Annotated in this window: 24 protein-coding genes; all 24 read right to left on the bottom strand. The window is 48.8% G+C overall.

Annotation, left to right across the window (positions count from 1 at the left end):
- Window positions 1-4 precede the first annotated feature (4 nt).
- On the bottom strand, window positions 5-2,443 hold the full coding sequence (locus NQ546_RS15675) for a TraG/VirB4 family ATPase (RefSeq protein ID WP_039952971.1): 2,439 nt from the start codon (window positions 2,441-2,443) through the stop codon (window positions 5-7).
- Window positions 2,440-2,772: a hypothetical protein gene (locus tag NQ546_RS15680; protein WP_004288841.1), complete on the bottom strand. Its 333-nt coding sequence runs from the start codon at window positions 2,770-2,772 to the stop codon at window positions 2,440-2,442. The genes NQ546_RS15675 and NQ546_RS15680 overlap by 4 nt, the downstream gene beginning before the upstream one ends.
- Before the next feature lies 1 nt (window position 2,773).
- The gene (locus tag NQ546_RS15685; protein WP_004288840.1) at window positions 2,774-3,088 is read right to left on the bottom strand and encodes a hypothetical protein; all 315 of its coding nucleotides are present in this window, start codon (window positions 3,086-3,088) and stop codon (window positions 2,774-2,776) included.
- Window positions 3,088-3,894, bottom strand: coding sequence for a fimbrillin family protein (locus NQ546_RS15690; RefSeq protein ID WP_004288839.1), 807 nt, complete (start codon window positions 3,892-3,894; stop codon window positions 3,088-3,090). Before NQ546_RS15690 ends, NQ546_RS15685 begins: the two co-directional genes overlap by 1 nt.
- A 23-nt stretch (window positions 3,895-3,917) precedes the next feature.
- On the bottom strand, window positions 3,918-5,522 hold the full coding sequence (locus NQ546_RS15695) for a fimbrillin family protein (protein WP_004288838.1): 1,605 nt from the start codon (window positions 5,520-5,522) through the stop codon (window positions 3,918-3,920).
- Between the two features lie 48 nt (window positions 5,523-5,570).
- Entirely contained in the window at window positions 5,571-6,518 is a 948-nt protein-coding gene (locus NQ546_RS15700) for a fimbrillin family protein (RefSeq protein WP_004288837.1), read from the bottom strand.
- A gap of 23 nt (window positions 6,519-6,541) precedes the next feature.
- The gene (locus tag NQ546_RS15705) at window positions 6,542-7,414 is read right to left on the bottom strand and encodes a hypothetical protein (RefSeq protein ID WP_004288836.1); all 873 of its coding nucleotides are present in this window, start codon (window positions 7,412-7,414) and stop codon (window positions 6,542-6,544) included.
- Window positions 7,401-9,467 (bottom strand): hypothetical protein, encoded by a 2,067-nt coding sequence (locus NQ546_RS15710; protein WP_039952970.1) that lies wholly within the window; start codon window positions 9,465-9,467, stop codon window positions 7,401-7,403. The genes NQ546_RS15705 and NQ546_RS15710 overlap by 14 nt, the downstream gene beginning before the upstream one ends.
- A gap of 11 nt (window positions 9,468-9,478) precedes the next feature.
- Window positions 9,479-10,021 (bottom strand): DUF3575 domain-containing protein, encoded by a 543-nt coding sequence (locus NQ546_RS15715; protein ID WP_004288834.1) that lies wholly within the window; start codon window positions 10,019-10,021, stop codon window positions 9,479-9,481.
- Window positions 10,018-10,311 (bottom strand): DUF3127 domain-containing protein, encoded by a 294-nt coding sequence (locus NQ546_RS15720; protein WP_004288833.1) that lies wholly within the window; start codon window positions 10,309-10,311, stop codon window positions 10,018-10,020. Before NQ546_RS15720 ends, NQ546_RS15715 begins: the two co-directional genes overlap by 4 nt.
- Window positions 10,312-10,472: 161 nt before the next feature.
- Entirely contained in the window at window positions 10,473-10,769 is a 297-nt protein-coding gene (locus tag NQ546_RS15725) for a hypothetical protein (protein ID WP_004288832.1), read from the bottom strand.
- Between the two features lie 157 nt (window positions 10,770-10,926).
- On the bottom strand, window positions 10,927-11,385 hold the full coding sequence (locus NQ546_RS15730) for a hypothetical protein (RefSeq protein ID WP_039953040.1): 459 nt from the start codon (window positions 11,383-11,385) through the stop codon (window positions 10,927-10,929).
- A 14-nt stretch (window positions 11,386-11,399) separates the two neighbouring features.
- Window positions 11,400-11,639 (bottom strand): hypothetical protein, encoded by a 240-nt coding sequence (locus NQ546_RS15735; RefSeq protein ID WP_004288830.1) that lies wholly within the window; start codon window positions 11,637-11,639, stop codon window positions 11,400-11,402.
- Between the two features lie 16 nt (window positions 11,640-11,655).
- Window positions 11,656-11,934: a hypothetical protein gene (locus NQ546_RS15740; RefSeq protein WP_004288829.1), complete on the bottom strand. Its 279-nt coding sequence runs from the start codon at window positions 11,932-11,934 to the stop codon at window positions 11,656-11,658.
- The gene (locus tag NQ546_RS15745) at window positions 11,931-12,278 is read right to left on the bottom strand and encodes a hypothetical protein (protein ID WP_004288828.1); all 348 of its coding nucleotides are present in this window, start codon (window positions 12,276-12,278) and stop codon (window positions 11,931-11,933) included. Before NQ546_RS15745 ends, NQ546_RS15740 begins: the two co-directional genes overlap by 4 nt.
- Window positions 12,279-12,411: 133 nt before the next feature.
- Window positions 12,412-13,137, bottom strand: coding sequence for a DUF2786 domain-containing protein (locus tag NQ546_RS15750; protein ID WP_039953039.1), 726 nt, complete (start codon window positions 13,135-13,137; stop codon window positions 12,412-12,414).
- Window positions 13,138-13,147: 10 nt separating this feature from the next.
- Complete coding sequence (locus tag NQ546_RS15755) at window positions 13,148-13,585, bottom strand: hypothetical protein (RefSeq protein ID WP_172556405.1); 438 nt, start codon at window positions 13,583-13,585, stop codon at window positions 13,148-13,150.
- Between the two features lie 19 nt (window positions 13,586-13,604).
- A complete protein-coding gene (locus NQ546_RS15760) occupies window positions 13,605-14,519 on the bottom strand; it encodes a toprim domain-containing protein (RefSeq protein ID WP_004288825.1) in 915 nt (304 codons plus the stop codon).
- Window positions 14,520-14,556: 37 nt separating this feature from the next.
- Complete coding sequence (locus NQ546_RS15765; protein WP_004288824.1) at window positions 14,557-15,651, bottom strand: DUF4373 domain-containing protein; 1,095 nt, start codon at window positions 15,649-15,651, stop codon at window positions 14,557-14,559.
- Window positions 15,652-15,688: 37 nt separating this feature from the next.
- Window positions 15,689-16,129: a DUF4373 domain-containing protein gene (locus NQ546_RS15770; protein WP_039953036.1), complete on the bottom strand. Its 441-nt coding sequence runs from the start codon at window positions 16,127-16,129 to the stop codon at window positions 15,689-15,691.
- 580 nt (window positions 16,130-16,709) lie between these two features.
- Window positions 16,710-17,726 (bottom strand): DUF5106 domain-containing protein, encoded by a 1,017-nt coding sequence (locus NQ546_RS15775; protein ID WP_050764419.1) that lies wholly within the window; start codon window positions 17,724-17,726, stop codon window positions 16,710-16,712.
- Between the two features lie 40 nt (window positions 17,727-17,766).
- Window positions 17,767-18,393 carry a hypothetical protein gene (locus NQ546_RS15780; protein ID WP_147293911.1) on the bottom strand — a complete coding sequence of 209 codons (627 nt, stop codon included), beginning with the start codon at window positions 18,391-18,393 and terminating at the stop codon, window positions 17,767-17,769.
- A gap of 81 nt (window positions 18,394-18,474) precedes the next feature.
- Window positions 18,475-20,850 carry a fimbrial protein gene (locus tag NQ546_RS15785; RefSeq protein ID WP_004288819.1) on the bottom strand — a complete coding sequence of 792 codons (2,376 nt, stop codon included), beginning with the start codon at window positions 20,848-20,850 and terminating at the stop codon, window positions 18,475-18,477.
- Between the two features lie 68 nt (window positions 20,851-20,918).
- Window positions 20,919-21,845 (bottom strand): FimB/Mfa2 family fimbrial subunit, encoded by a 927-nt coding sequence (locus tag NQ546_RS15790; protein ID WP_039952968.1) that lies wholly within the window; start codon window positions 21,843-21,845, stop codon window positions 20,919-20,921.
- Between the last annotated feature and the right edge of the window lie 62 nt (window positions 21,846-21,907).

Here is a 21,907-nt window from a genome sequence, read left to right on the forward strand (position 1 = left end):
ACTGTTATCTGTTTGATGGTAATTTCTTTACTTTTCTCTCCGGATGTTCCTCCAGATATTCACGGATGGCATCTTCCATACCCATCCTTTGCGTTTTCTTTTCCAGCTCGGCCCATATGTTCCCTTCCGTCTGGAAGGCAAGGAACTTCTCCGGAGACAGTTCCAGGCGGGTAACGGTGGCATATTTCTCTCCCATACGTAAGAAACATTCACTGTACGGCTGCCTGCCGGAAAAGTTGTTCCGCATGGATTTCATCAGGTCGATATGTGCCTGGTCGGTAATTTTGAACTTCTCTATGATGCTGCTGTAAATCACCTCCTTGGTGGGCAGTACGTAAAGCATGTCCGTATTACCGATGATGTTCTGCGTATTCTCGTCATCGGGCAACTGGTCGGGAGTCTGTACGATGGTGTAGACGGCGCCGTTCTCTTTCCTGATCTTCTGGTAGCAGAACGCTACCGAGCTGTGTATGCCCGTATTCGTGGCCGTATCCTTCATTTGTGCCGTTTCCGCATACTCGTCGAATATGAGGATTCCCCGCTTGCTCCTGTCGGAAAGTATCTTCGACTGTATGACCGAGAAAATCATCGTCATGACCAGGTTCGAGAGGAACCTGTCCTGTTTGATCCGGGTGAGTTCGAATACGATGAACTTCTTGGCCAGGAAGTCCTCTTTAGTATCCTTCGTTACATTTTCGTATCTTTTTCCAGGCAGGAACTCCCCGCAGTTCAGAAGAAACGAAGAGAGCTCAAAATACTTCTCCGGAATGTTTTTCCTTTTCAGGATATCCGGATAATTCTGTTTTACATGGTTATAAAATCCCACGAAATTGTGTTCCTTTCCCGGCTGTTCGTAATAGTCCTCGATAAACAGGTTCAGTGCCGTTTCCCTCTCCGGTTCCTTTCCTGTGAACATGTGTTTCCAATAACGCTGCACGATTCCCGAGATCGTTTCCAAGTCCGTATTGTCCGGTCTGCGTCCCTGCAGGTCGAACGGATTGATACCCAACGGCGTCTTTCCGTCATAATCCACGTGCAACGACTCTTTGGGATAAAGTTTGCAGAGCTGGCTGAAACTTTTTCCGAACTCCACCACTACAACCGTATAGTCCTGTTCAAGAAGCTGGTAAGTGAAATTCTCGGCGAAAGTGGATTTTCCCCCGCCGGAACCGGCGATGATCATCCCGTTGCGTGCATCCGCCCTTCTCTTTCCGGCATCCCATATATCCTTTTTGATCGGGATACGGTATAATCTGTCCTGTAGCTGAATGCCTTCCGCGTCGGAACGGAGTGTACTGCAGGTAAGAAAAAGGCACAGTGCAACGGAGAGCGTGGAAAGAAACATATACTCTCCCGGCAGACAGTTCACCTGTCCGGGTACGGAAGCCAGATGTGCGGCCGCCAGATGCTCGAACGAAGGGATGTAGTATCCGAAGCCGGCCAGGTTCAGGCATTCCCGGATCTTCTTCTCGGCATTCTCCAGTTCTTTTTCGTCACGGTCAAAAAAGCACAGGGAGAAATAAGTGCGTACAAGCGGTGTGCTCTCCTCCATGATTTCATTGCGGACCTCATCCAGTTTCCTGTACTCCGACTCGATGCTCTTTCTTATGCTGCTGTTCTTTTTATAAACATCAATATTGCTGTTCACCCTCGCCCGCAGTTTTTTATCCCCTTCAAAGAAAATAACCTGATTGACGATATGGTTGCATGGCAGATAGACTCCCAGGCTTTCCAAAGGAGTATGGAACAGCTCGCTGCCCGCTTTGGGCAGCGAATAGTCTCTGACACATGAGGAAATGATACCTTCCGGCAGGTGTGCTTCATCGCAGATGCTGTAATACTTGACCTTTTCTTCCCCTATGCTCATGATGGAAGAAAAACGCATATCCCTTGTTTCGCGTTTTCCACCGAACAGATTGGTATATTCTCCCATCAGTTCTACCATTTCCGTCCCGTCAAGCTGCCGGACACTTACATTGGGAATATTACGGATGATGCTCATGGCATTTTCCACGCCTTCAAGGAAGTCCTTCAGTTTTTGTTCATCACTCCTGTGCAGTTCCTCCCTGTATCTCACCGGAGAGGCCGCATACGCCTTTTCCAATGTCTCAAGGGAAGCGAACGTAAAATGCATCAGGCATGTATGCTCCAGATAGGTACGTCCGGCGAAATGGCGCGCGTCCGCCCGGGAAAGGAAGCTGCCGGCCTTTTCCGGAGAGTAGCTGCGCTTGAGAAAGATATCCTGCTTATGCACGTAGCTCCCGTCGGGAAGAAAGCGGAAGGCTTCCTCCAACATGAGGTTTCTCCGGTCTATATCTTCCGGGGAAAGGCTGTAGCATTCCGGTTCTGTAAGACGGAAGGAAACGGTCAGGCTGCCTGACTGTCCCAGCATGGCTCCGTCTCCCATGATGTCCAAAAGTCCGTATGTGTAGTTTGTTGTCATAACTGCTCCTTTCTGTGTCTTTCCCGGATGCGGTAAAGGGTACGGGTCATTTCCAAATTGCTCAGGGTAATCTCCCGGTTACGGTTCTTGAACTTCCGGGACAAGGTCTTTCTCCAGAACATATAGCACAGCAGGGGCTCCGCCACACTGCATATGCCCATCATGCTCCAGAAGAATTCCCAGCGCCCTTCAGTCAACCCCTGGGCGGCTGCAAGGACACACAGTCCGATAGCCGCTACACTGGCGGAATATACCACCCAATAATCCCCGGAAAGGAAAACACCGATCCGGCAGGGAGTTTCCAGGCCTTTTCTTACTTTGTATTCCATATCAGACACTCAGGTTTATACCCATGGCTGCCGCCCTTATGGCATTGATGACAACCGAACCGGCCAGACCATAGCCTACCATCCAAACGACCGCAATGACACCGTCCATTCTGTTTCCGTTGTCATTCTTGGCCGCAATATTGTCATAGTTCCGTACTAAACCGGCAATCAGGCCGATAAGCATGCCTGCCAGATATATGGGTCTGGCCCAGCCGTCAAGCATTGTGTTTACAGTCGAATTCATGTCCTGTGCGGATACCTGTACGGTAGTAAGCAGAAACATGAGGGTTAGCAATACATTTTTCTTTGTCGTCATTATTCATTCGGTTTAATTGATCCGGTATAGTCTCCACCTGCCTGCCAGGGACGGACGCTCACACCGGAGAGAATGAGCATCCCTTCTTTGCTCAGGGACAATATGTAGGTGTATCTCTTTCCGGCCTCAAACGTATTGGCCGGAAGGTACCAGTCGTAAACATTGTCCCGGTAATGGATCTGTATCCTGCGTTCTTCCGTTTTGCCAGGGAACAGAAGCAGCATGTTTCCTTTGGAAGCGATGCTTCCGTTATTATCTTTCACGGACAGGCTTCCGCTTGTAAGGTCATATGCGCCTTCCACAGGAAGTCCTTCCATGTTCAAGGTACATGCATCGCTCCCTTCCACTGTAAATTCCAGAAGGGAAAGCAGGTGTTTCATTTCAATGCTTGCCCTGTGGTTCTGCCAGTTGAGCCGCAACTCCTCCGAAGCCAGATAATCAGTCTGGGAAACCAGGCTTACGGGCAGTTCCTTTCCCGGAATTTTCTGGAAAGGAGAAAAAGCAAACAGTCTGCAGGTAGCTTCAGTGAGCGTGACTTCCGGAAAGATCCAGCCGTCATCGTACGTCACATGTACCGGTCCCGGTACACCGGTGTAAGTATCGCCTGCATCATCAAGCAATACCATCCCGAAATCCTTTACAAGAGAGCCGTCCACATCTGTCCCGACACCACGGCTGAAACAGTTCTCCACCCGGAGCTCTTTTTCCCCTTCCTGTTCAAGCGAGTCCTTTTCATCCGAACAGCCCGTAAGAACAGTAGGACAAAGAAGCATGGCTGTCATAATACATTTATATGCCTTTATCATATCGTTTATGGTTAATTCTTCAATTAGGGATCAATATCTACGGAAGTCTTTCCTTTTTGCCTGACAGTCAATGTTATTGTTTTTCCACTTTCTGCCTGTGTGAGCGTCACGTTTCCACTACGGATTTCTTTCCCCGGGTTTTCGTCATAACTTACCGAACTTCCGGACACGTGAATCCAGCTGTCTCCTGACACACTCCAGGAAAGATCCCTGCGGCTGTTGCCTGTCACTTTATAGCTTGTTATACTCAATGTGAATGAACCGGCACTCGCCTCGGTACGTTCACTATGGGTAGTGCTGCCATCCGTATAACTGAAATAGTAGCTGACCGGGGCTGCCTCCTGGCTGATTGTGGCTGTGGCGGAATTTCCACCATAGCTTGCCGTAAAGACACAGCTACGTGCGGATGCGGTGTTGTTCTCCGCTACCGTTACCGTATTCCCTGAAAGGAAGAAACCATCCGAACCGCCGGTAACGGACGGGTAACCGGTCTGTGAGCTTTCCTTTATGCCATTTACAAATACGTCACGTGAGGCTCCCGCCGTAAGCGTCGAGTTGCCTCCTTTCCAGCCCAGGGATGAAGGGTTTGCTGTCAAAGTAACCGACCAACCGCCGTAATTCCGGTATTTGGGTTCAAGGGTACGGTCTGTCAGAACCTCAAAACTGTACTGTACCGCATCGGATACGATCCTGCCTGCCTCATACCACCCTGCAAACTCATAACCGCCATTCACGTTTGCCCTCACTGTACAGGTGCTTCCGATATTGTAGAGTCCCGCACCTGTAGTAGTCCCGCCCGCCGTATAATCCAGAACGGTAATCTGTTTCTTGTAGTCGATACTGTAATTGTGTATCTGACCGGCAAGGGTGACCATATCGGAAGTTCCACGAAGTTTTATATCCGTATCTCCCGTAAGGGCTACATAGTTGGAGGAAGTCGTAAGCGTCTGGGCGGGAATGGTCACGCGGAATACCGTTGTGGCATCTCCCTGCTGGGAATATCTGTACATCCGGCAGTTTCCCCTGCTTTCGTCCGTAACGACTTCACCGGTAAGCAGGTTGAAACGGCTCGTGCGTTTCACATTCTCTATGGTAGCCTCCCGGACTCCTTCGTTACGCTCGATCCTGACTTCCACGGTTGAGAGTCTATGCCTGAAATTCAGCGGTATCGTGTAGTTCAGAACCGGTTCCGTATAGGTCGCAGTCATAAAATCCGCTGACAGCCATCCGGACTTCTCAGCCTGATCTCCGGCGGAATGGGATATGGCGGTAATGTCTGTTTGTCCTTCCTTGAAAGGATAGTATATATAGAAGTCGAAATCGGTTCCCACCGTTACAATAATATTATCCGCTTCCGTCGCAGGTTTGAATGTATTGCCGTCATAGATGTATTCATTGTTCACTGCCCAATACACACCGGTCTTCGGTTCAATGGCAAACACGCCTATGGCATCGCCCGTCTCAAAGCTGCTCTCCTGGGTGTTTCGCGTTTCCGTATCCCCGGTGACGGCGGTGAATGTAACAAGCCCGCTGCCGGCGACGGCTTCCTTCTCTGCGGCATCGTCCCCGCAGGATGAAAAGGAAAACAGCAGCACTGCGCAAACAATCGGTTTTATTGATCTTATCATGGTTTCTGTTTTATGGGGAACCGGAAGGCTCCCCCATAGGTTACTAATTTATTTGACCGGTACAAGTGTAATGTCCTCTTCTGTGGATGTCCAACCCTCTATCGTTACCGACTGGCCGTTTTCCCCGCCGATTTCCGCATCATTGGAGCGCATGGTGACCGAGTAGATATATCTCTTTCCGGCTTCCCAGAGAATCTGCGGAATGGAATACGTATAGGTCGCACCATCGATCACGACTTCGAGCGATACCTCACCCCCGGAAATGTTCATCGGATAAATGGCTGCGGCATAGTCTACCGCCTGTTCTCCCTGGGCAGGGACGGTTGTGTTCGGGCTCCATGACAGCTCGGTATTGGTCGGCTGGAATGTGATTCTCCCTTCATCATTCAGGTTCATCGTCCCGACGGTGGCAAACTTGGCGGCCGATGCTTTCAGCTTGGCCGATGTAAGATTCCCGTCGTTATGATACTCGGGGGAAACTTTCAAACGGATGACAAACTGTGAGAGGGCATGTCTCATCGGTATTTTAGCCTCGGTTTCAATTACCGACACTTGGTTGGAACTTTTTCCCCACATGTAATCGACGGATGTGCCTGCGTTGATAGGGACGGGTATTTTTGTTCCATCGGTTACCGCACCGTTATACGGGTAGTATGCCCATATTGTTGCCTCGTCCGAAAGGAGATATACCGGACTGGCCTGCGACCAGCCGTTTGTCTCTCTGGTTGACTTGTTGTTTTGGGCATCATAACGCGGATAGGCATCACCCCATCCGGTTGCCTTGTACATGAACAGCCCCAGAGCATCACCCGCCGCCCAGTCCGTTTTGGGGATAAAACCGGCCCTGGTCTCTGTTCCTACGGTTGGCAGGATATTCAGCTGTGCAAGCGTATGTTCCCGGCCTGTTTCGTTTTCAATAAATGTCTCTTCACTGTTACTGCATGAAGCCAGTAAACCTGCGGTCATTACCGCTGAAAGAAAAAATCTTGTTTTCATAAAAAAAAATATTAGTTATAGTTTTATAATTCTGTTTCAGGTATGTCCTCCCAATCCGGAATGACAACCGGCTGGTCTATGGTCAGCTCTTTACCGACATGCAGATTGAGTTCCAATGAAAGTTCCTCACCTTCGAAACCTCTGACGTACGGTGTCAGGTCAACCGTCTGCTCTTCATTGAATGCGGAATCCTCTTCATCCATCTCAACCTTCACTGTCAGTATATTCTCCGCTACGGGACTGAAACCGAATACATACAGGCTTGTACGCCACCGGTTAAAATCCTGTTTGCGTGCAAATATGGTAGTGAGGCTTGCATTCCCTGTCCTTTCACGGGAGACGAGATATCGCCCGGTGGAAATGCCTGAAAGCGTACCCTTCAAAGAAGATAGGGGAACAGTATTACCGGATACATTGATCTGTATGTTCAGACGCTGGACGAATGCCGAGGGGCTGACTTCCACCCTTTTGGTATTTTGATACTCCAGATGTTCGCTGAACATGGCCGAACTGCAGAAGTCCTGTATTCCCGGGATGTAAGCCCCGCCTTCCACTGTATCTGTCTGTACGGTAAGACACGCTTCATGGTAGTTCTGAATATCGCTTACTTTGTAATTTCCTGTATAGAACAGGAAGCGGTATTCACCTTGGGGAATACTCCAGCGAAGGGTATCCTGTGTAAAGGCCGTTTCCGTACCTGAAGGGATATCCGTATGCCCGAGAGGAAACGCAATCATGTGCCGCTGCGCCGGTATGGGCAGCGGCTCCTTGATTCCGCTGAAATCACACCAGGCAACAAGTTCCCCGTTTCTTATGCAGAAATCCTCGTTGAAGTCACAACCACTCAGTGCGGTTACAAGAACCGCGAAGGATGCCAGCTTGTTAATATAGTTCATCTTTATATAAATTATAGGTTACTATCAGTTTGTTAATTTCCGGATCGAGTCTTCCTCTCCATATCTTGGAAGCATCCTGGTCACATGACTTGACATACATTTTGAGGGCGTCTTCCTCTCTTTTCAGGCGGCTGTACAGGATGGCCAGCAGATAGTTCCTGTCCGAAGTGTCCGCCTGTTCCGTCATGATTTCAAGTGCACGCTTGTCATAGCCCAGGGACATCAGGCACACTGCCGTATTGTAGTCATCCGGATAAGATACGTCCAGTATGGCAAGAGCCTGCCGGTATTGTCTGTCTTCTATCATTTTTACTGCCTGCATGTAGGTAGTGTCAATAACCGGCATGACTATCGTATCCTGGAGCATGTTCCGGCGATGAAGATGGAATTTGAACTCCACACCGCGCAGTAACGGATAATGCTTTCCCCGGATACGCATGTAGTCGGCGGGATATTTACGCAGGGCATACTCCCGGTTATCCGGATTGTCCGTCTCTTTCATGATACGCAGAAGATATGCCTTGTTTTCCAGGCTGTCATCTGCCAGTACCAGTTCATGCAGCCGGTTCCAGTCCTCGCCGATCCAACGCGGGCGGAAAAGTGTATCGACTCCTTCGCGGTCATCGCTGCGAAGGGCAAGGTATTTCTTGAGTGCCAGTGCACGTCCCTTTGAAAGGAAAAGGTTCACATCGGCACTGCCCTCGGGAGATGACGTGGCTGTCATACGGATACTGTCGATGAGGAACTCCCCTGTATAATTGATACCATGAATGGTTTCGAACACCTTGTCGATTTCCGCTCTGTTATCCCCGATGTCCTCGGAAAATTCGGTGGCTCCGCTCTTGTAGGTCACATATGCCCGAAGGTTGACTTCATCCTTACGGGTGATGATTTTCTTTTTGTAACGTGGACTGCGGTCCAAAAACTGCACCATGCTTGATATGAAGTAGGTGATTGTATCCGAAGGGGGGAGCTGCGTCTTTGTCTCATCCTTTGAAAGAATCTGCCCATCCAGGGTCAGGTCTATCTTTTTCGTATTTTCCGTAGCCGGAAGTTCCTGCTTATAATAATATACGAAGTTATCGCCTTCCTTGATGACCGTATCCAGGCGTGCCGCTTCATATGGAAAGCGCACATACTTCTCGTACATTTCACCGGCCTGCTCTTTCCTTTTCCGCTTCTCGGCCATCTTCGCATAGTCGGTGAAGCGTCTGGTGATGGAAGCCGAATCCTCCGGTGTTATGTTCCGGGTACGGATCTTATAGTTTCCCTCGGCAAATATTTTCCATTTGGAAGGAATATACTTACCATCCATCTCACGACGCAGCCGGTAAGCCGGAAGATATTCGAGTATTGAGTTATAGCCGGCTATGGCCTGTTTGTTACGCTCCATCCTGTAATTGAACAGTGCAAAACGCGCATTGGCCTTGTCCGGCCAGTCAATCCAGCGTTCTTTGCTGATAACCTCATGTTTCCATGCCTGAAAGTACTCTTCTTCAAGTTCGGCCAGGGCTTTCCTGTAGCCTTTCTCGTCGAATAGTTTCTGAAGGTAGAGACTGTCCGGAATAATGGAGTTCATAAATGCCTGGTAACGCATGTAACCTTTTCTCTGCATCTTGGCAAAGTCAGCCCCGGAAAGAAAAATCCTGTCCAGATACAACGTATCGGCAGACTTGTAGGCTACAGGCGTGAGCTGGACCTGCCATTTGTTGCTGATCAGCTCACCGGGTACTGTGACGATGAAATCCAGGTTGATCTTGCCGTTCCTTTCCGCCACCTGCTTGCTCTTTGCCACGACGGTGATTTCGGAGAGTTCCATCTGGGTAATGTATTCACCCGTAACGCTGTCTTTCGTGGCCTCGGTCACAATATGCTCCTTTCCTTTGTCATCCGTCCATGTTATCTGCCGGGGCAGGCGGAATCCTGTATCTGCGACCGCTTCTTTCATTTGAGGCTGGGAGATGCGTACACGTGCCAGCTTGTGGTCTGTAACACATGAGACAAGCAGTCCCGAGAGCAATGCGTAAGGTATGATACGTCTTGTCTTTCTCATCGGTGGGGAAATTAAAAAAGATAAACCATGTTCAGTGCGGCGCGGGTAGGAAGAAAATGCCAGCCGTAGTCCTTTTCCACAAGGTCACCGCAACGTTTGCACAGGTATTTGTCATATCCCAGCCACACTGCTCCGGCTCCGATCTCCCACTCAAGGTTCCAGCGTCGTCCCAACTGGTATGCCCGGCCGATACTTATACCCACGCCGTAACCTTCACCCTCATAACGGTATTTGCTGCCGAAAAGGTTGCCTACACTGTATGTACCGGCAGTGCCATGCATGCCGATGAACCCTCCCATATAACTCTCAAGCAGCCAGTAACGTACACCGGGCGATGCATAGAAATTGCGGAACTGGCGGTTCTTCGAAAACTTGAAAGGGTTGTACTGAAGCGGCAGATGCAGCGACCACTTGCGGTCCAGTGTCATGGACGCCTCCAGGTTCAGGTTGGCCGTAGCCAGACCGATTATGTTGGTACGCAGCGAATAGGACTGTGCCGATACAGCCAGGCCGCAGGCAAGGAAGCCTGCCAGAAGAAATGCCTTTTTTATCATACCGGCTTCTCCTCCTTTTCCTTGATGACAACCACTTCCCAGGCAGTCAGGGTATTGAACCAACGGTTCTCCCACTGGCGGGCGGTACAATCGAATTTCACATGCACAGTCTGGCCGACCTCGACGGCATACCGGTCAATGTTGGCGTTCATCAGCTGAAGGCACAGGCTCTGCGGCTTGTTTTCTTCTGTCTCGAGAACGAATTCCCGGCTCTTCCATTCATTGCCGGATGTCTTGCCGATCCCATCCCTGATGGGAAGAACGGCGATGATTTTTCCTTGTATTTCCATTTTTATTAATATTGGTTTGATGTGATTCTGTAGATTAAGCGGGGATACGCTTTCATGGTTAAAATCTGAATGCCATTAAAACTTTTATTCCATTTATGAAAGACGCATATCCCGCTTATGCTCTATATTTGTAATGTCATTTATTTCAACTGCCAGATATTTCATAATACAGTTTTATTCATTTCTTTTGTCATTTTCTGAAATATATCATCAATCAATTGTTTAATCTCACAGACATAGCTTCCCATGCTCCATCCTTCCAGCTGACACACCATTAAATCAAATTCTATTTCTTGTAACAGCTTCACTTTAAATCTCTCGCGGGCAAAGACGTTTACCCTTTGACGTACATTACGGTTAATCATCGGGTCTTGTTTGGGCTCTTTGCTCTTGGGCTTCTGCATTTTGCTCGTTGGGTGATTAACCGCTACGTCATTGGCAGGTATGTTGGCCTTCACAAGAACCCTCTTTTGACCCTTCAGGACACTTTTACCGTTTGTAAAGAAATCATATCCGAATAGAGGAGAACCGGTATGTTTGTCAATAGAGAATCCTTCAGGCGGTTCTTCATGAGTTCCCAGTCCATGTATCTATTCATCTCTATACTGTTTATATTCAGCCCCAGCTATCTCCGTTTTTATGAAAATCCAAAATGGCTTTTTGTATCTCTTCATCATTTTTAGGTTCATGGGTATATCTCTCATGGCAATAACAGTATCTACTGCCATAAGAACAGGTATTATAAGTTCTATTCAATTCCTCTCCAACTCTCCAACGTGCATGAGGGTCAGGAATTCTTCCCTCTTGTAACCATTGCCAATGAGTTTTCATTTTCTCCCGGTATTCGGCATTCTGTTTTCTCTTCTCTTCCCGTTTCTTGGCTACATCCCGATATTCCTTCCTTTTGGCAGAGAGGATGGCTTTTGCAGCTTCCTTATCTTCATGTACTTCACAGTCTTTGAAATAGACAGCTTTGGCAGGGTAATAACAATTAGTCCATTGTTCTGTACCTTCCGCCCCCTCATTGGGTATAAAACCCTTTTTAGCCCATTGTAATGCCGTTAATATTTCCATAGTCCATTCCTTTTTCATTTTATGCTATTCAGCCAGTTCAATGCTTTTTGCATATCATTTGTATAGTCAGCACTATAGATATACGTGACTTCATCACCGGCCTTGTATTCCCGGTCATTGTCAGTTTCTCCTACAATAAACTCCATATTTGAAGTACCTAATTTGAACACGCCTATACAATAGGTCGTGCCGTCTCTTTCAGCACTCTTTTTGGTTGCCAAGAGGAAAATTCTTTCTGCATCTGATTTATTCATGGCTCTAATGTTTTGATTACTCTCCTTTCCTCGGGATACGGATATATTTCCTGAAAAGATAACTGCAACTCTTTGACAGGCGTAGCCGGAAGGTCTCCTCACGAGGAAGCACTTCCAATGTTACCGCTATGGGAATATCCTGCCAGGTGATACCGGGAAACATTTCCTTGAACGCTCCCTGGGGAATATGCAGGGCTTCCTTGCCGATCCATATGCCGGTATCCCTTTCAGGCTTGTAAGTGAAAAGATGCCCCGTACCGTCATAGTCCACAGCAAACCAGAATGTATTCCTCATGGCTTACCGTTGCCCGGTTCCTCCCCGGGAAAGATAACAGTTCCTTCTCCCAACAGGCATTTCACTTTCGTAACCGATATGATGCATACCAGCTTGTCCGGTTTACCTTCCACATGGATGTACCATTGAGGTTCGGCATCCTTTCCTGCATCAAAATGCAGGGGTTTGGTACGCGGATATTTGGCATCCAGCTCTTCTATCCGACAGTGAATCTCTTCTTTCAGGTCGTCCAGTGCATTCCGGTCCTTGAGCAGGCAGTCTTTGAATTTCAGGATATACTCCTGGAGTTCACTGCCTTTCCTGTTTACCGACGCATAGGTTTGTATATAATGTATAAAGTACATATTATTATGGTTTTAATGACTTATTCTATCTCTTCACCCCACAAATCCAGATCACTGGGAGCATGCATGGCGGAATAACAGAGCCACACCCAACCCAGTATATATACAGTGGCAAAAACTATCCAGAATACTTTCATAGGCATCCTCCTTTTATTTGCCTGTTCAGACTGATACTCCGGCCGTCACCCATGCCTGAATAATAGGCGGAATAGTCGGTCTGTGTATTTCTTGCCAGGACTTTTTTACATGTCCTGATTTTCTCCAGATACTTGTCGATGAGCGCGCTGTGACAAAGTACCAGAGCGGTATCACGGACTGTTTCCGTCGGAATGTCGTGCATGGCTTCAAATTGTTCTCTCAGCCCGGGTGACACTCCCTCAAGATATGAGCGGATATATTTCTTTTTGTATTTCCCCGTACGATAATAACCCCGCTTTGATGACACGTACTCCAGATGTCTTTTATTCGCCAGCCTGCGGAAGGCGGAACGCAGATAATCATATAGGATGCTTACGGTTGCAACGTTTTCTTCAGTTCCGACGATGATCATGTCTGTGGTTCCTTGATAAATAAGCAGCCGGCAATAGTTATATTGGCACAGGACACGAAGTAGATCACGCTTCCAGTAACTACCGAATGTATCCTTGAAACTGAGCCTGCCGGATGTCTTGATCTGAAACTTCTCCTCTGGCTGCCTGTCATTTAAGTCAAGCAGGGAAAGGTTATACTCCCTCAGAAGCCGGTTAACCAGTATGGCCGCATTGTTCGCTTCGCCTTCCGAGGTTGTCGATTCCTTCAGGCGTATCAGCTTGCGGATACGTTCCATAATTTTATCCGGTATGTCATTGTCCTGTTTCATGCTTGCTTGTTTAATTTTCATCAAAATCCTCCTTCTGTAAATCGTAGCCGGTCAGTACCGCTTCTTTCAATGCCGCTTTAAGGTCATTCGCAAGACCGGATGACAACAGTCTTTCGACAATCTCTTCCGCACACTCTTCAAGGTTCTTCTTTTCTTCTGTACTGAAAGTCACAGTCCCGAACCGGGTGGTGTATTTTTTCCCTTCAATTGTAATATTCTGGGAAAAACTTACGCGGGCGGCATTACACCTGACCGACTCCCTGGCCAGACGGTTTCCGAACCATCCTGCAAAGGCCATGAGATCCGTATAGGAACCGGCTGCCTTATCCATGCAACACTCAAGGTTTTGTCTCATGCCTTCTTCAAACATGGCCCTTGCAAATGTCTCTCCGGAATTGCAGCCTCTGCGTTCTGTTACATCCCGGTATATTTCTTCAAATGTTTTCATTATTCTGTTTTTTTGCTCTTCACATCTCATGCCCGCTTACCGGGCATTTCATTTTCTGCAGGAATTCGTTAAAATCATTGCATGACGGATACAGACGCTCCGACTCATTCACCAATACCGCACCTTTTGGAAGGAACCGTTGCATTTTTCGGAAAGCCTCCCGTCCCGGGCCGTCATTGTCAAGGAAAGCGTGTACTTTCTCATACCTTGAAAGGAAATCTTTCGAACGTTCGACAATGGCCGTGGAGTTGAGCACACATACATCCAGCTTCCTCAGTGCCGGCAGTTCAGGATGGTCCTTTGCATACTGTTTGAAGCTGAGCAGGTCGAAGAAACCTTCGAAAACGGCACAGGAACGGTTGCCTTCTGCAATGCTGGTAATGTCCTTGGCATTGGCACACCCCTTGAACATGCTGTTCCGCAATTCGAACCCCTGATGGTCATTGGCAAATCCAATCGCGTATTTCTCGCGGGGGTTCTTTTCAAAACAGTAGTGAACCTCCACACAATACTTACGGATGACGTCCGCATCGATACCACGCGAGGCCGCATACTCAAGCAGATGGCGGTTTCCCAAGGGAACGGTTCCCAGAATCTTCATCGAACTTCCCGAAAGTGCTTTCTTCTCCCGGACGGAAGTCTGTCCGGAGGTAGCACCGGCCTGTCCTGTAAGACCCATTTCCCCGATACGGCGCATAGCCTCCGGAAAGGAACAGTTCTCAATGCGCATGACCAGGTCTACGGCCCTGCCATGAGTGCCCTCGCCAAAGTCATACCAGCGGTTCTCGTCTTTGAAAACCTTGAAACTCGGCGAGCTGTCACGCCGGAAAGGTGAACTGTACATGTCATATCCCCCGAAGTGCCGGGAAGGATTATGCCCGTAATAGGAGAGAATATCTTCCAACGGTATCAAGTTGGCTTCCTGTGATGTCATGACTTGTTATGTTTGATTGTTCAGTAAAATTCATTCTCTATGCCGACATGGGTACGGCCTGGCGCATACGGCTCAGGATAAACCTTGTGGGGCTTTTAATTCTCCTGTTGCCCCAGGTTTCCTTCAGGACGGAAGCCAGTACTACAGGCGCGGCGGAGGCAAGCTGCATGATCTCCAGCTGGTCTCTTGCGGCGATCCCCAGAAGTTCGAGAGTCTTGCGCATGGAGCGCATCGTCTCAGCCTGTTTCCTTTCACGGTCCGCCTGCCCGTATTCGGCATTGTACTTGGCGATATAGTTGTTTATCAGGGGTTCCAGATAATTGAACGTGGTGAGTTGGAAATGGCTCTGCTCAATCTCCCGGATAGCTGTCTTGACTGGAAAATCCGGATAATATCCTCTCAGGAAATGTACCCACCGGATATTGTTCTCGGATACTCCCATGCTTTTAAGCTTCCTTGAAAGAAAATTCTCCTCATCCGAATTGCCCGAAGGAATGTTTGAGGGGTTTGGGGAGGATATGTTTTCTTTGTTTTTATTTTGTGGTTTATTTTCGCGAAGTATTTCAGCTTTTTCGCGAAGAACCTCATGTGATACTCCTGAAGCCGGTAACGGATGGGTATCGGGAGATTCCGGCCGGGAAGCTTTCTCTTTTTCGGGTAAGACGGAAACGTTGGCTTCCATAGTGGATACCGGTTCTTCCGGGACAGGATATGATGCGGGCACTGTTTCCGGCAAATTTTCCGGTGAATAAAGAAGAAGTTCTCCGGGAATGGCAGGCCTGCGGTGAATGGCTTTACAGATACCGGTATACAGTTCCTGTATGTATTCGCTGGTAAGGATTTGTTTCTCCTGCCAGAGCCTTTTGTCGAACAGTCCCAGGTCTGTACAATAATCGATGATGGCGGCAATACGGCACTCATCCATGCGGGAATAGTCCGCTATGTCGAACAGGCCGTCGGCATCCATCACCATGTAGCATCCTTCCACACGAAAGATCTCATTCACGATGAAATGAAAAACGCCCCAGCCTTCCATTCCGAATTTGTTCTTTAGCCGCTTGACTTTCGGATCATAAAAATGATCGGTTTCAAATCTGAAATAGGTGAAACCTTTTTTTGCTGTTTTTGGCATAAGCTTATTTATTTAAAGTGGATAATTGTCTTATGAATCAACTGACCGCAAGCTCCAGCTCTTCGGATATGTCGGGAAGCCGGGAAAGCATGCAGCAGGTCTTCAGGTAGTTCTGCTGTATGTCCTCCGAAGTAAGTACCCGGTACTTCCTGTACAGTCCGCCGTTGAACAGGCCGACTTGTATGCAACCCTTCACAATCCGGGTTACATCTTCCAAAGAAGTATTCCAGTAAGAAGCGGTTTTCCGGGCTGTATCCTCACACCAGGGAAGGAAATAGTCTCCTTGATGGAGAGCCTCGTTTACAAGATACCGGTAGATGCTGTATCCTCCGAAACCGTACTTACGCATGAGCCGTCTGATTTTCATGTCCGAAAATTGCGAAGTGCTTATCTCATAATAGGGACGTGTAGTGCACTTTCCTTGCAGCGTCTTGGAAAGGGAATGGTTTGTTCCGTCTGTAAAGCTTGGGGTATTCATATATGATAATGTATAATATTGTTGTGTTAAAGGATAGGTACATGAAAATCCGGATTCCGCCATAAACGGCGGAACCTGCTTATCTTGTCAAAAGAATATGGTATTTCTTCCGAATGAATTGCATGTAATTATATACAGTCTTTTCGCAGACTTTTGGAAAGGCCGGATGATGCTCCTTCAAATAGTCATGGACACGACTGCTGGAAATGGAAGGAAAACAGTTGAGAAGGGATACGACTTCCTGCTCATAGGCATGAAGTTTGCATGGACGTATGCTCCGGCATTTCTGGAAAAGTTCTTCTGAACTCAAATGCTGAAGATGCCTGACAGTATCACGAGAGATGCCAAGACGTTGCGCCGTCCTTGTTATGTTAAGACCTCGCGAACGGAGATCATGAACATTATTCCATAATGTGTACTTTTTTGTTAAATTTGCCGCATCCATAATCTATTAGATAGACTTCGTAACTGGGACATTCCAGATTACGAATGTTTGATGCAGCTAAGTTACCGCCCGCATCTAAATTCTATATATAATCTTATTTCAATTCTATCCCTATATATAATTCCATTTCTAAATTCAATTTCTTGCATGCTCTCTCAAATACAGTTCCACATGCTCCACTGTGACGTCTTTCAGCAGCACCCGCTTGTCGGCATCGAGCAGATAGAGACAGGGAACCGCTTTCAGGTCGTAGAGCCGGTGGCGGTTGATGACCTGCGAGGCGTCGCGGGCGTTGAGCATGCAGGGCGGATAAGCCGCCGCACGCCACTGCTCCACGTCCTCATCGGGATAGACGGCAAGGATAACCAGCCGGGGACGACGGGCGGAACCCTCTCCCGTCATACCGGCGAGGTACTCCGAAGCAGCCATGTAATCCTTTACGCGGCGGCAGTCCTCGCAGTCGGGCGAGTTGAAGAACAGCAGGGTATAGCTTGACTTTATCTGCCGGAGGCTGCCGACAGTGCCGTCGGCAAGGGTGTAGGCGAAGTCCGCCGCCACATCGCCCGGACGGTTCTTCAACGCCATGTCCAGCCTGAACTTAGCGCGCGCCTTGTCCGGTTCGCCCAGACGGGACGAAGCGATGATGTGGCGCAGCACAGGGATGTAGTACTCCTCGTTGCGGAAAGGCGAGTTGGGCTCGTAGAGGTATTTCCCCGACAACTTCATGAAGTGGGCGTACATGGCACTGTCCACAGCGGCGGAGTCCATCATGGCCGTAAGGCTGCTCTGCGCTTCCTTCGGCGGAACACGCGAGAGGATGTCCAGAAAATCGGCCAACGCCTGTTCGGTGACTTCCGGACGGGAAATGAGCGCAGTATCGCGGAAGTTGAACCCCTGCCAGTAGTGCGCCGCCAAGTAGGAAGCACGCGCCTCGGAAGTGACGAGCAGCGGGGGGATGTCGGGCAATGTGAATGCCGCTTCGGAGTGCGCCGTACCGCGCTCCGTTTCTGCGGATTGCGAAGCGCATCCGGCAAACAACGGCAGGAGCGACAGCAGCAACAGCACAACGGCGGCAAACCAGCGCAGTGCACGAGGCGTGCGGGAACGGCGGGGGTAGCGGCGGTAATGGCGTAGGGGACTGTATAGGGTCATAGAACCGGGGTTAAAAAGAAAGAAAGAAATTATTTTTTTATTAGTTGTGGTCGCGGACGCAACGAAACGGCATCAGAAAGGGAGGATCATAGGTTCCTTTTTTTATTCCTGCCTTGCCGCTGCTGCCATCATAGCCTAACAGACCATTGATTACCATTTCATCTCCATCATCATCAAACACCATCATATAGGAATATTGTCCCATACCACGAAATTCAGTAGCAAGCCAATAGTGCCAACCTCTGTCTCCGGGATTAGGGGGAAGCTCCTTGGCCTTCCCTCTGAGAAAAGGAGTAAAAGAATACGGGTTCTGTTCCTCCAGCTCTTTCTTTAACATGGACACCAACCAGAAGTCCGCTACTGTAGGCAAGCGCCATCCCCTATTTGTACACGTATTTGCAGCATCCAGCCAATTGTCAGAAAAAGAGTCTGACGTTTCAATCTCAATTCCCTTGCCAACTGCCAGAGCATTACCCCAATGGGCTAAATTTATTTGATTATCGTCCGAACCTTCAGCATAATTTGTTCCGTCTACAGATGTTGTCTTCGGTGGATGATTACCACGATCTCCATTGATAGCCGAAGCATCTATCGAATTACCATACACATCTTGAGCATAATTTGCAGTTGTCATCAGCAGTCCGAGAATTCCTAATATTAACTTCATATATAGTTTCATTTATCTGTTTTTTATTTTATCACAATCCGTTGCTTAAGATCTTAAAGCACCCTCCGATTACTCTAGTCATTATAATCTCCTGACACAATAAGTCCACGTTTGAGTATCCTTGCTAAGAGAGCCATTAAAGTATTCAGCGAATCTGTAATATTGAGTATCAACGTATAAACCGATAGAAAGATAAGAATCGGCTTCTTTTTCAGTAGAAGTCATAAGATTCAAAATACCATGGATATCGTGATCAAGGACTCTGGAAAGAAAGATTAACTTCATTTCATCTATCGATGGTAGATACCAATGGCTCTCCGAAGCATCAATCATTCCATCACCGTTTAAGTCCCTGTTCTTCTCGTGGCAGTATCGTGCCGCAGAAGTCTTGTAAATGGGGTGGTAAATATTCGCAGATGCATCTGGATAATAATAAGGAGCACCGGAAGTCGCTCCTGTATATTTGGGAAGGGGTTGATCCCCAGTCCCATACATCGGACGGTAAGAGTCAAAAGCCGTACCAAAACCTACAACCTCATTGTTCACACGCCGAACATCGGTATATACGGCATTTTCTGTCAGGAATTTACCATTACGGCTTTTATCAGGCCCGTTATAGAGCAACATACCGTAAAAGCCCCATCGCGGATTCCTGGTTCTAAAGTCTAATACCCCCGGATATAAGCTGTAGAGTTCACACTCCTTAATTCTCTCAGTAAAAAACGGTTTTTTGACAGTGCCAAGCGAGCCATCCTCATTTATCATAAGTAATCCGGGGTCATTAACATATTCAGTATAAATATGACCACCACGAATTTGCGTAAAGTGAAAAGTCCTAACTTCCGGCGTATTCGGATCTCCTCCATCTTTGTAGAAAGTCAGTTGTACGCTGGCACCACGATCACCCTTCCTGTTTAGATATTCATCCGCATAAACATACAGCATCTTACTGGTTGCAGTGATTTCCGTAAACGGAATATCCGTTATTTTATAACACATGCGATGGGTGGCATCGGCAAATGCCATGACATCGTCATCCTCCTGCCCTGTGGGAATAGGATTCCAGCCGGTTATTCCTTGCTGCTCCAGCTTTTCCCTCACACTCTTGTGGGGGATATATTTCGCACGTACAAAACTGCCTACCTCGCCCACCTGCTGTTGCCACTCATCATGGGGAGACGCTTGCTTCACCTGATGCCACATCAAGTCCAAAGGAGATATTTTAAGCCATGTGGCATCGAACCCCGGTTCGTTATAAGCTCTGCCGGCATCATCCAAAATTTCCATGGTCATCTTTCCTTTCACCGCATTGATGCGCATGGGAGAAAAATCGGGATGTGCATCGAAGTTTCTCTTTTCAAAATCCACCGAAAAGTCTCCCGTATAATACTCCACATTCGAGTCCACTTTGATGTCATTCAACCCGTTGACCGTTACGGTAAAGGTGTAGTGCTTGCCACGCTCTATGTTGTAGTCGCTATGGTTGTCGGCTCCCAAGTAGATATGCGCCTTTACCTGCTTCGTTTCCCATGTGGTCTTGTGCATGGCCTTAATGACGATGGCAGTGGCACGTGCGGGCTTGAACCAGGCTTTGCCGCGGTGGTCTTGGTCGTCAAAAGCCATCCCTTGATACCTGTCGCCAGGAAGGGACCTGTTCACACGTCCTCCTCTGCGATTTTCAAAGACATAGAGTGTTTGGGAGACTGTTTTCTTCGGTTTGTCCTCCACCTCAAACGGATAGTCCGCATCCGTTGTCAGCCAGTAATCATCTTTGTCGGCGGTAGTGCCGGGCTGGTTGATATCCGTAGCATTCGAAAACAGATAACTGCGGAGTGGAACATTCTCCACGTCCCAGCCTATGAAGATTATCTCTTGGCCGCCAGGGGTTTTGTCCATCACCTTCAGCGTCACTTTGGCGGCAATGAAATGAAGCTGAACCGGAGTGCCGTAGGTGCTGTTGCCCGGAGCGAAGGTCACGTTCTCCTGCTTTCCCGTCATCATCAGGGGGTGCGTGGTGTTCATGCCGAAGTCCAGCTGGGTGGCGGTTGTCACAATGCCTTCCACCTCCGGCAGAGAAGCGGCGGACTGCAACTTGGCCTCTATCTCCGCATTGCTGACGTTGGCAATGAAAAAGAGCGTGTAGTTGCTACCCGAATAGCTGTCTATTGTAAATTTAGAACCGGAACTTACATACTTACCGTTGCTCACCACCGAGCCGTCTGCCCGGAACACCATCACCCGCAAATTCTCAATCTTGTTCTCCTGTTCGGGAGTCAGGGCGCGGGTGGAAGAACCGCTGCTCATGGTCGGCACAATCAGGTTGAGCTCTATTCGTGCAGGCTCTCCTTCTGCCACAGAGCCTGCACCCGGAAACTCCTCGCGGACGCATCCCGCCAGAAGCAAGGCGGAGAGAAGCAGCGCATGAAGGAAAGGTATCGTATTTCTTATCTTTCTCATTTTATATCTCTGTATTTTTTTAGTGTATCTTATTGTTCTGTCTTATCATTCTTGTCCTGCCCTCAGGGTTAGAACTCTTTCCATATCTCCTGTTTGCCCCAGTCGGTGACTTTGACTTCTACGCTGATAGCACCGTCGAAGTCGACAAGCACGTTGAGCAGGCGGCCTTCTGACACGCGCAGGGGTTTGCCGTTGCTGTCGGAAATGACGGTTGTCCGGAGCACGCCCCGGTGGTAGATGTCTATGCGGAGCTCCTCCTCGGTGGGCAGGATGTTGAAAACGGAGGAGACGAAATCTCCCCGGTCGTTGAACGAGGCTTCGGGGCGGTAGCTCACATCGGTGCCGTTGGGCAGGCCGTAGAAGTCGAGCATGTTGCCCGTCTTGCGCAGGATGTAGTGGAAATCGCCGTCGGAGCTTCCCACGTACTCCTTGAGGTGGCGCGCCGTAACGGCTACGCCGGAGACCTTGCGCCGCAGGGGAAGTTCCTTGTCGGAGAGGGTGCCGGTGGCGGAGAGCGCATCGGCGGAGGTCTGTATATCTATGGTGCCGTAGAAGAGGTCGTCGGGCGAGCCTGCTACGGGGTAGGTTATCCGAGTTTGGGGTTGGTGGATGAGCGATACGAAGGCCGTCTCCAAGTGGTCGCCCTGCCGCAGTGCGGGCAGCGTCTGGCTGCCTTGCCGGCCGTTGCCCCATGCCACCAGTTTCAGGACGTCGTGTCCGGGATAGTCCAGCGTGACAAGTTCCGAAAGGGAGGTGTGGAGGGTGTCGAGCAAGTTTTTGTCTTTGTCGAAAACATAGAGCGTGATGTCCTTTATAGTCTCGCTGCCAAGCGTGCCGCCGTCGGCGTCGAAGGCCTTTACCTGCAAGGTAAGTCCGGAGACGTGGGGAGAAGGACAGCCCGAAAGGTCGTCCTTGATGCAGCTTGCAGATACAAATGCCATAAGAAACAATACAGGCAGTATTTGCAAGCAGTTACGGAATTTGTTCTTCTGCATGATTGGGTGGGTGTATTGATAGTGAAACGAAAATATTGTAATATGAAAGGCGGGAGCGGGAG

Origin of the sequence: Bacteroides eggerthii (assembly GCF_025146565.1) — a bacterium.
Classification (GTDB): Bacteria; Bacteroidota; Bacteroidia; order Bacteroidales; family Bacteroidaceae; genus Bacteroides; species Bacteroides eggerthii.

What these genes read in the sequence shown, in the direction of transcription:
- NQ546_RS15675 (WP_039952971.1), bottom strand. Translation starts at nt 2,443, where the DNA reads ATGACAACAAACTACACATACGGACTTTTGGACATCATGGGAGACGGA.
- NQ546_RS15680 (WP_004288841.1), bottom strand. Translation starts at nt 2,772, where the DNA reads ATGGAATACAAAGTAAGAAAAGGCCTGGAAACTCCCTGCCGGATCGGT.
- NQ546_RS15685 (WP_004288840.1), bottom strand. Translation starts at nt 3,088, where the DNA reads ATGACGACAAAGAAAAATGTATTGCTAACCCTCATGTTTCTGCTTACT.
- NQ546_RS15690 (WP_004288839.1), bottom strand. Translation starts at nt 3,894, where the DNA reads ATGATAAAGGCATATAAATGTATTATGACAGCCATGCTTCTTTGTCCT.
- NQ546_RS15695 (WP_004288838.1), bottom strand. Translation starts at nt 5,522, where the DNA reads ATGATAAGATCAATAAAACCGATTGTTTGCGCAGTGCTGCTGTTTTCC.
- NQ546_RS15700 (WP_004288837.1), bottom strand. Translation starts at nt 6,518, where the DNA reads ATGAAAACAAGATTTTTTCTTTCAGCGGTAATGACCGCAGGTTTACTG.
- NQ546_RS15705 (WP_004288836.1), bottom strand. Translation starts at nt 7,414, where the DNA reads ATGAACTATATTAACAAGCTGGCATCCTTCGCGGTTCTTGTAACCGCA.
- NQ546_RS15710 (WP_039952970.1), bottom strand. Translation starts at nt 9,467, where the DNA reads ATGAGAAAGACAAGACGTATCATACCTTACGCATTGCTCTCGGGACTG.
- NQ546_RS15715 (WP_004288834.1), bottom strand. Translation starts at nt 10,021, where the DNA reads ATGATAAAAAAGGCATTTCTTCTGGCAGGCTTCCTTGCCTGCGGCCTG.
- NQ546_RS15720 (WP_004288833.1), bottom strand. Translation starts at nt 10,311, where the DNA reads ATGGAAATACAAGGAAAAATCATCGCCGTTCTTCCCATCAGGGATGGG.
- NQ546_RS15730 (WP_039953040.1), bottom strand. Translation starts at nt 11,385, where the DNA reads ATGGAAATATTAACGGCATTACAATGGGCTAAAAAGGGTTTTATACCC.
- NQ546_RS15735 (WP_004288830.1), bottom strand. Translation starts at nt 11,639, where the DNA reads ATGAATAAATCAGATGCAGAAAGAATTTTCCTCTTGGCAACCAAAAAG.
- NQ546_RS15740 (WP_004288829.1), bottom strand. Translation starts at nt 11,934, where the DNA reads ATGAGGAATACATTCTGGTTTGCTGTGGACTATGACGGTACGGGGCAT.
- NQ546_RS15745 (WP_004288828.1), bottom strand. Translation starts at nt 12,278, where the DNA reads ATGTACTTTATACATTATATACAAACCTATGCGTCGGTAAACAGGAAA.
- NQ546_RS15750 (WP_039953039.1), bottom strand. Translation starts at nt 13,137, where the DNA reads ATGAAACAGGACAATGACATACCGGATAAAATTATGGAACGTATCCGC.
- NQ546_RS15755 (WP_172556405.1), bottom strand. Translation starts at nt 13,585, where the DNA reads ATGAAAACATTTGAAGAAATATACCGGGATGTAACAGAACGCAGAGGC.
- NQ546_RS15760 (WP_004288825.1), bottom strand. Translation starts at nt 14,519, where the DNA reads ATGACATCACAGGAAGCCAACTTGATACCGTTGGAAGATATTCTCTCC.
- NQ546_RS15765 (WP_004288824.1), bottom strand. Translation starts at nt 15,651, where the DNA reads ATGCCAAAAACAGCAAAAAAAGGTTTCACCTATTTCAGATTTGAAACC.
- NQ546_RS15770 (WP_039953036.1), bottom strand. Translation starts at nt 16,129, where the DNA reads ATGAATACCCCAAGCTTTACAGACGGAACAAACCATTCCCTTTCCAAG.
- NQ546_RS15775 (WP_050764419.1), bottom strand. Translation starts at nt 17,726, where the DNA reads ATGACCCTATACAGTCCCCTACGCCATTACCGCCGCTACCCCCGCCGT.
- NQ546_RS15780 (WP_147293911.1), bottom strand. Translation starts at nt 18,393, where the DNA reads ATGAAGTTAATATTAGGAATTCTCGGACTGCTGATGACAACTGCAAAT.
- NQ546_RS15785 (WP_004288819.1), bottom strand. Translation starts at nt 20,850, where the DNA reads ATGAGAAAGATAAGAAATACGATACCTTTCCTTCATGCGCTGCTTCTC.
- NQ546_RS15790 (WP_039952968.1), bottom strand. Translation starts at nt 21,845, where the DNA reads ATGCAGAAGAACAAATTCCGTAACTGCTTGCAAATACTGCCTGTATTG.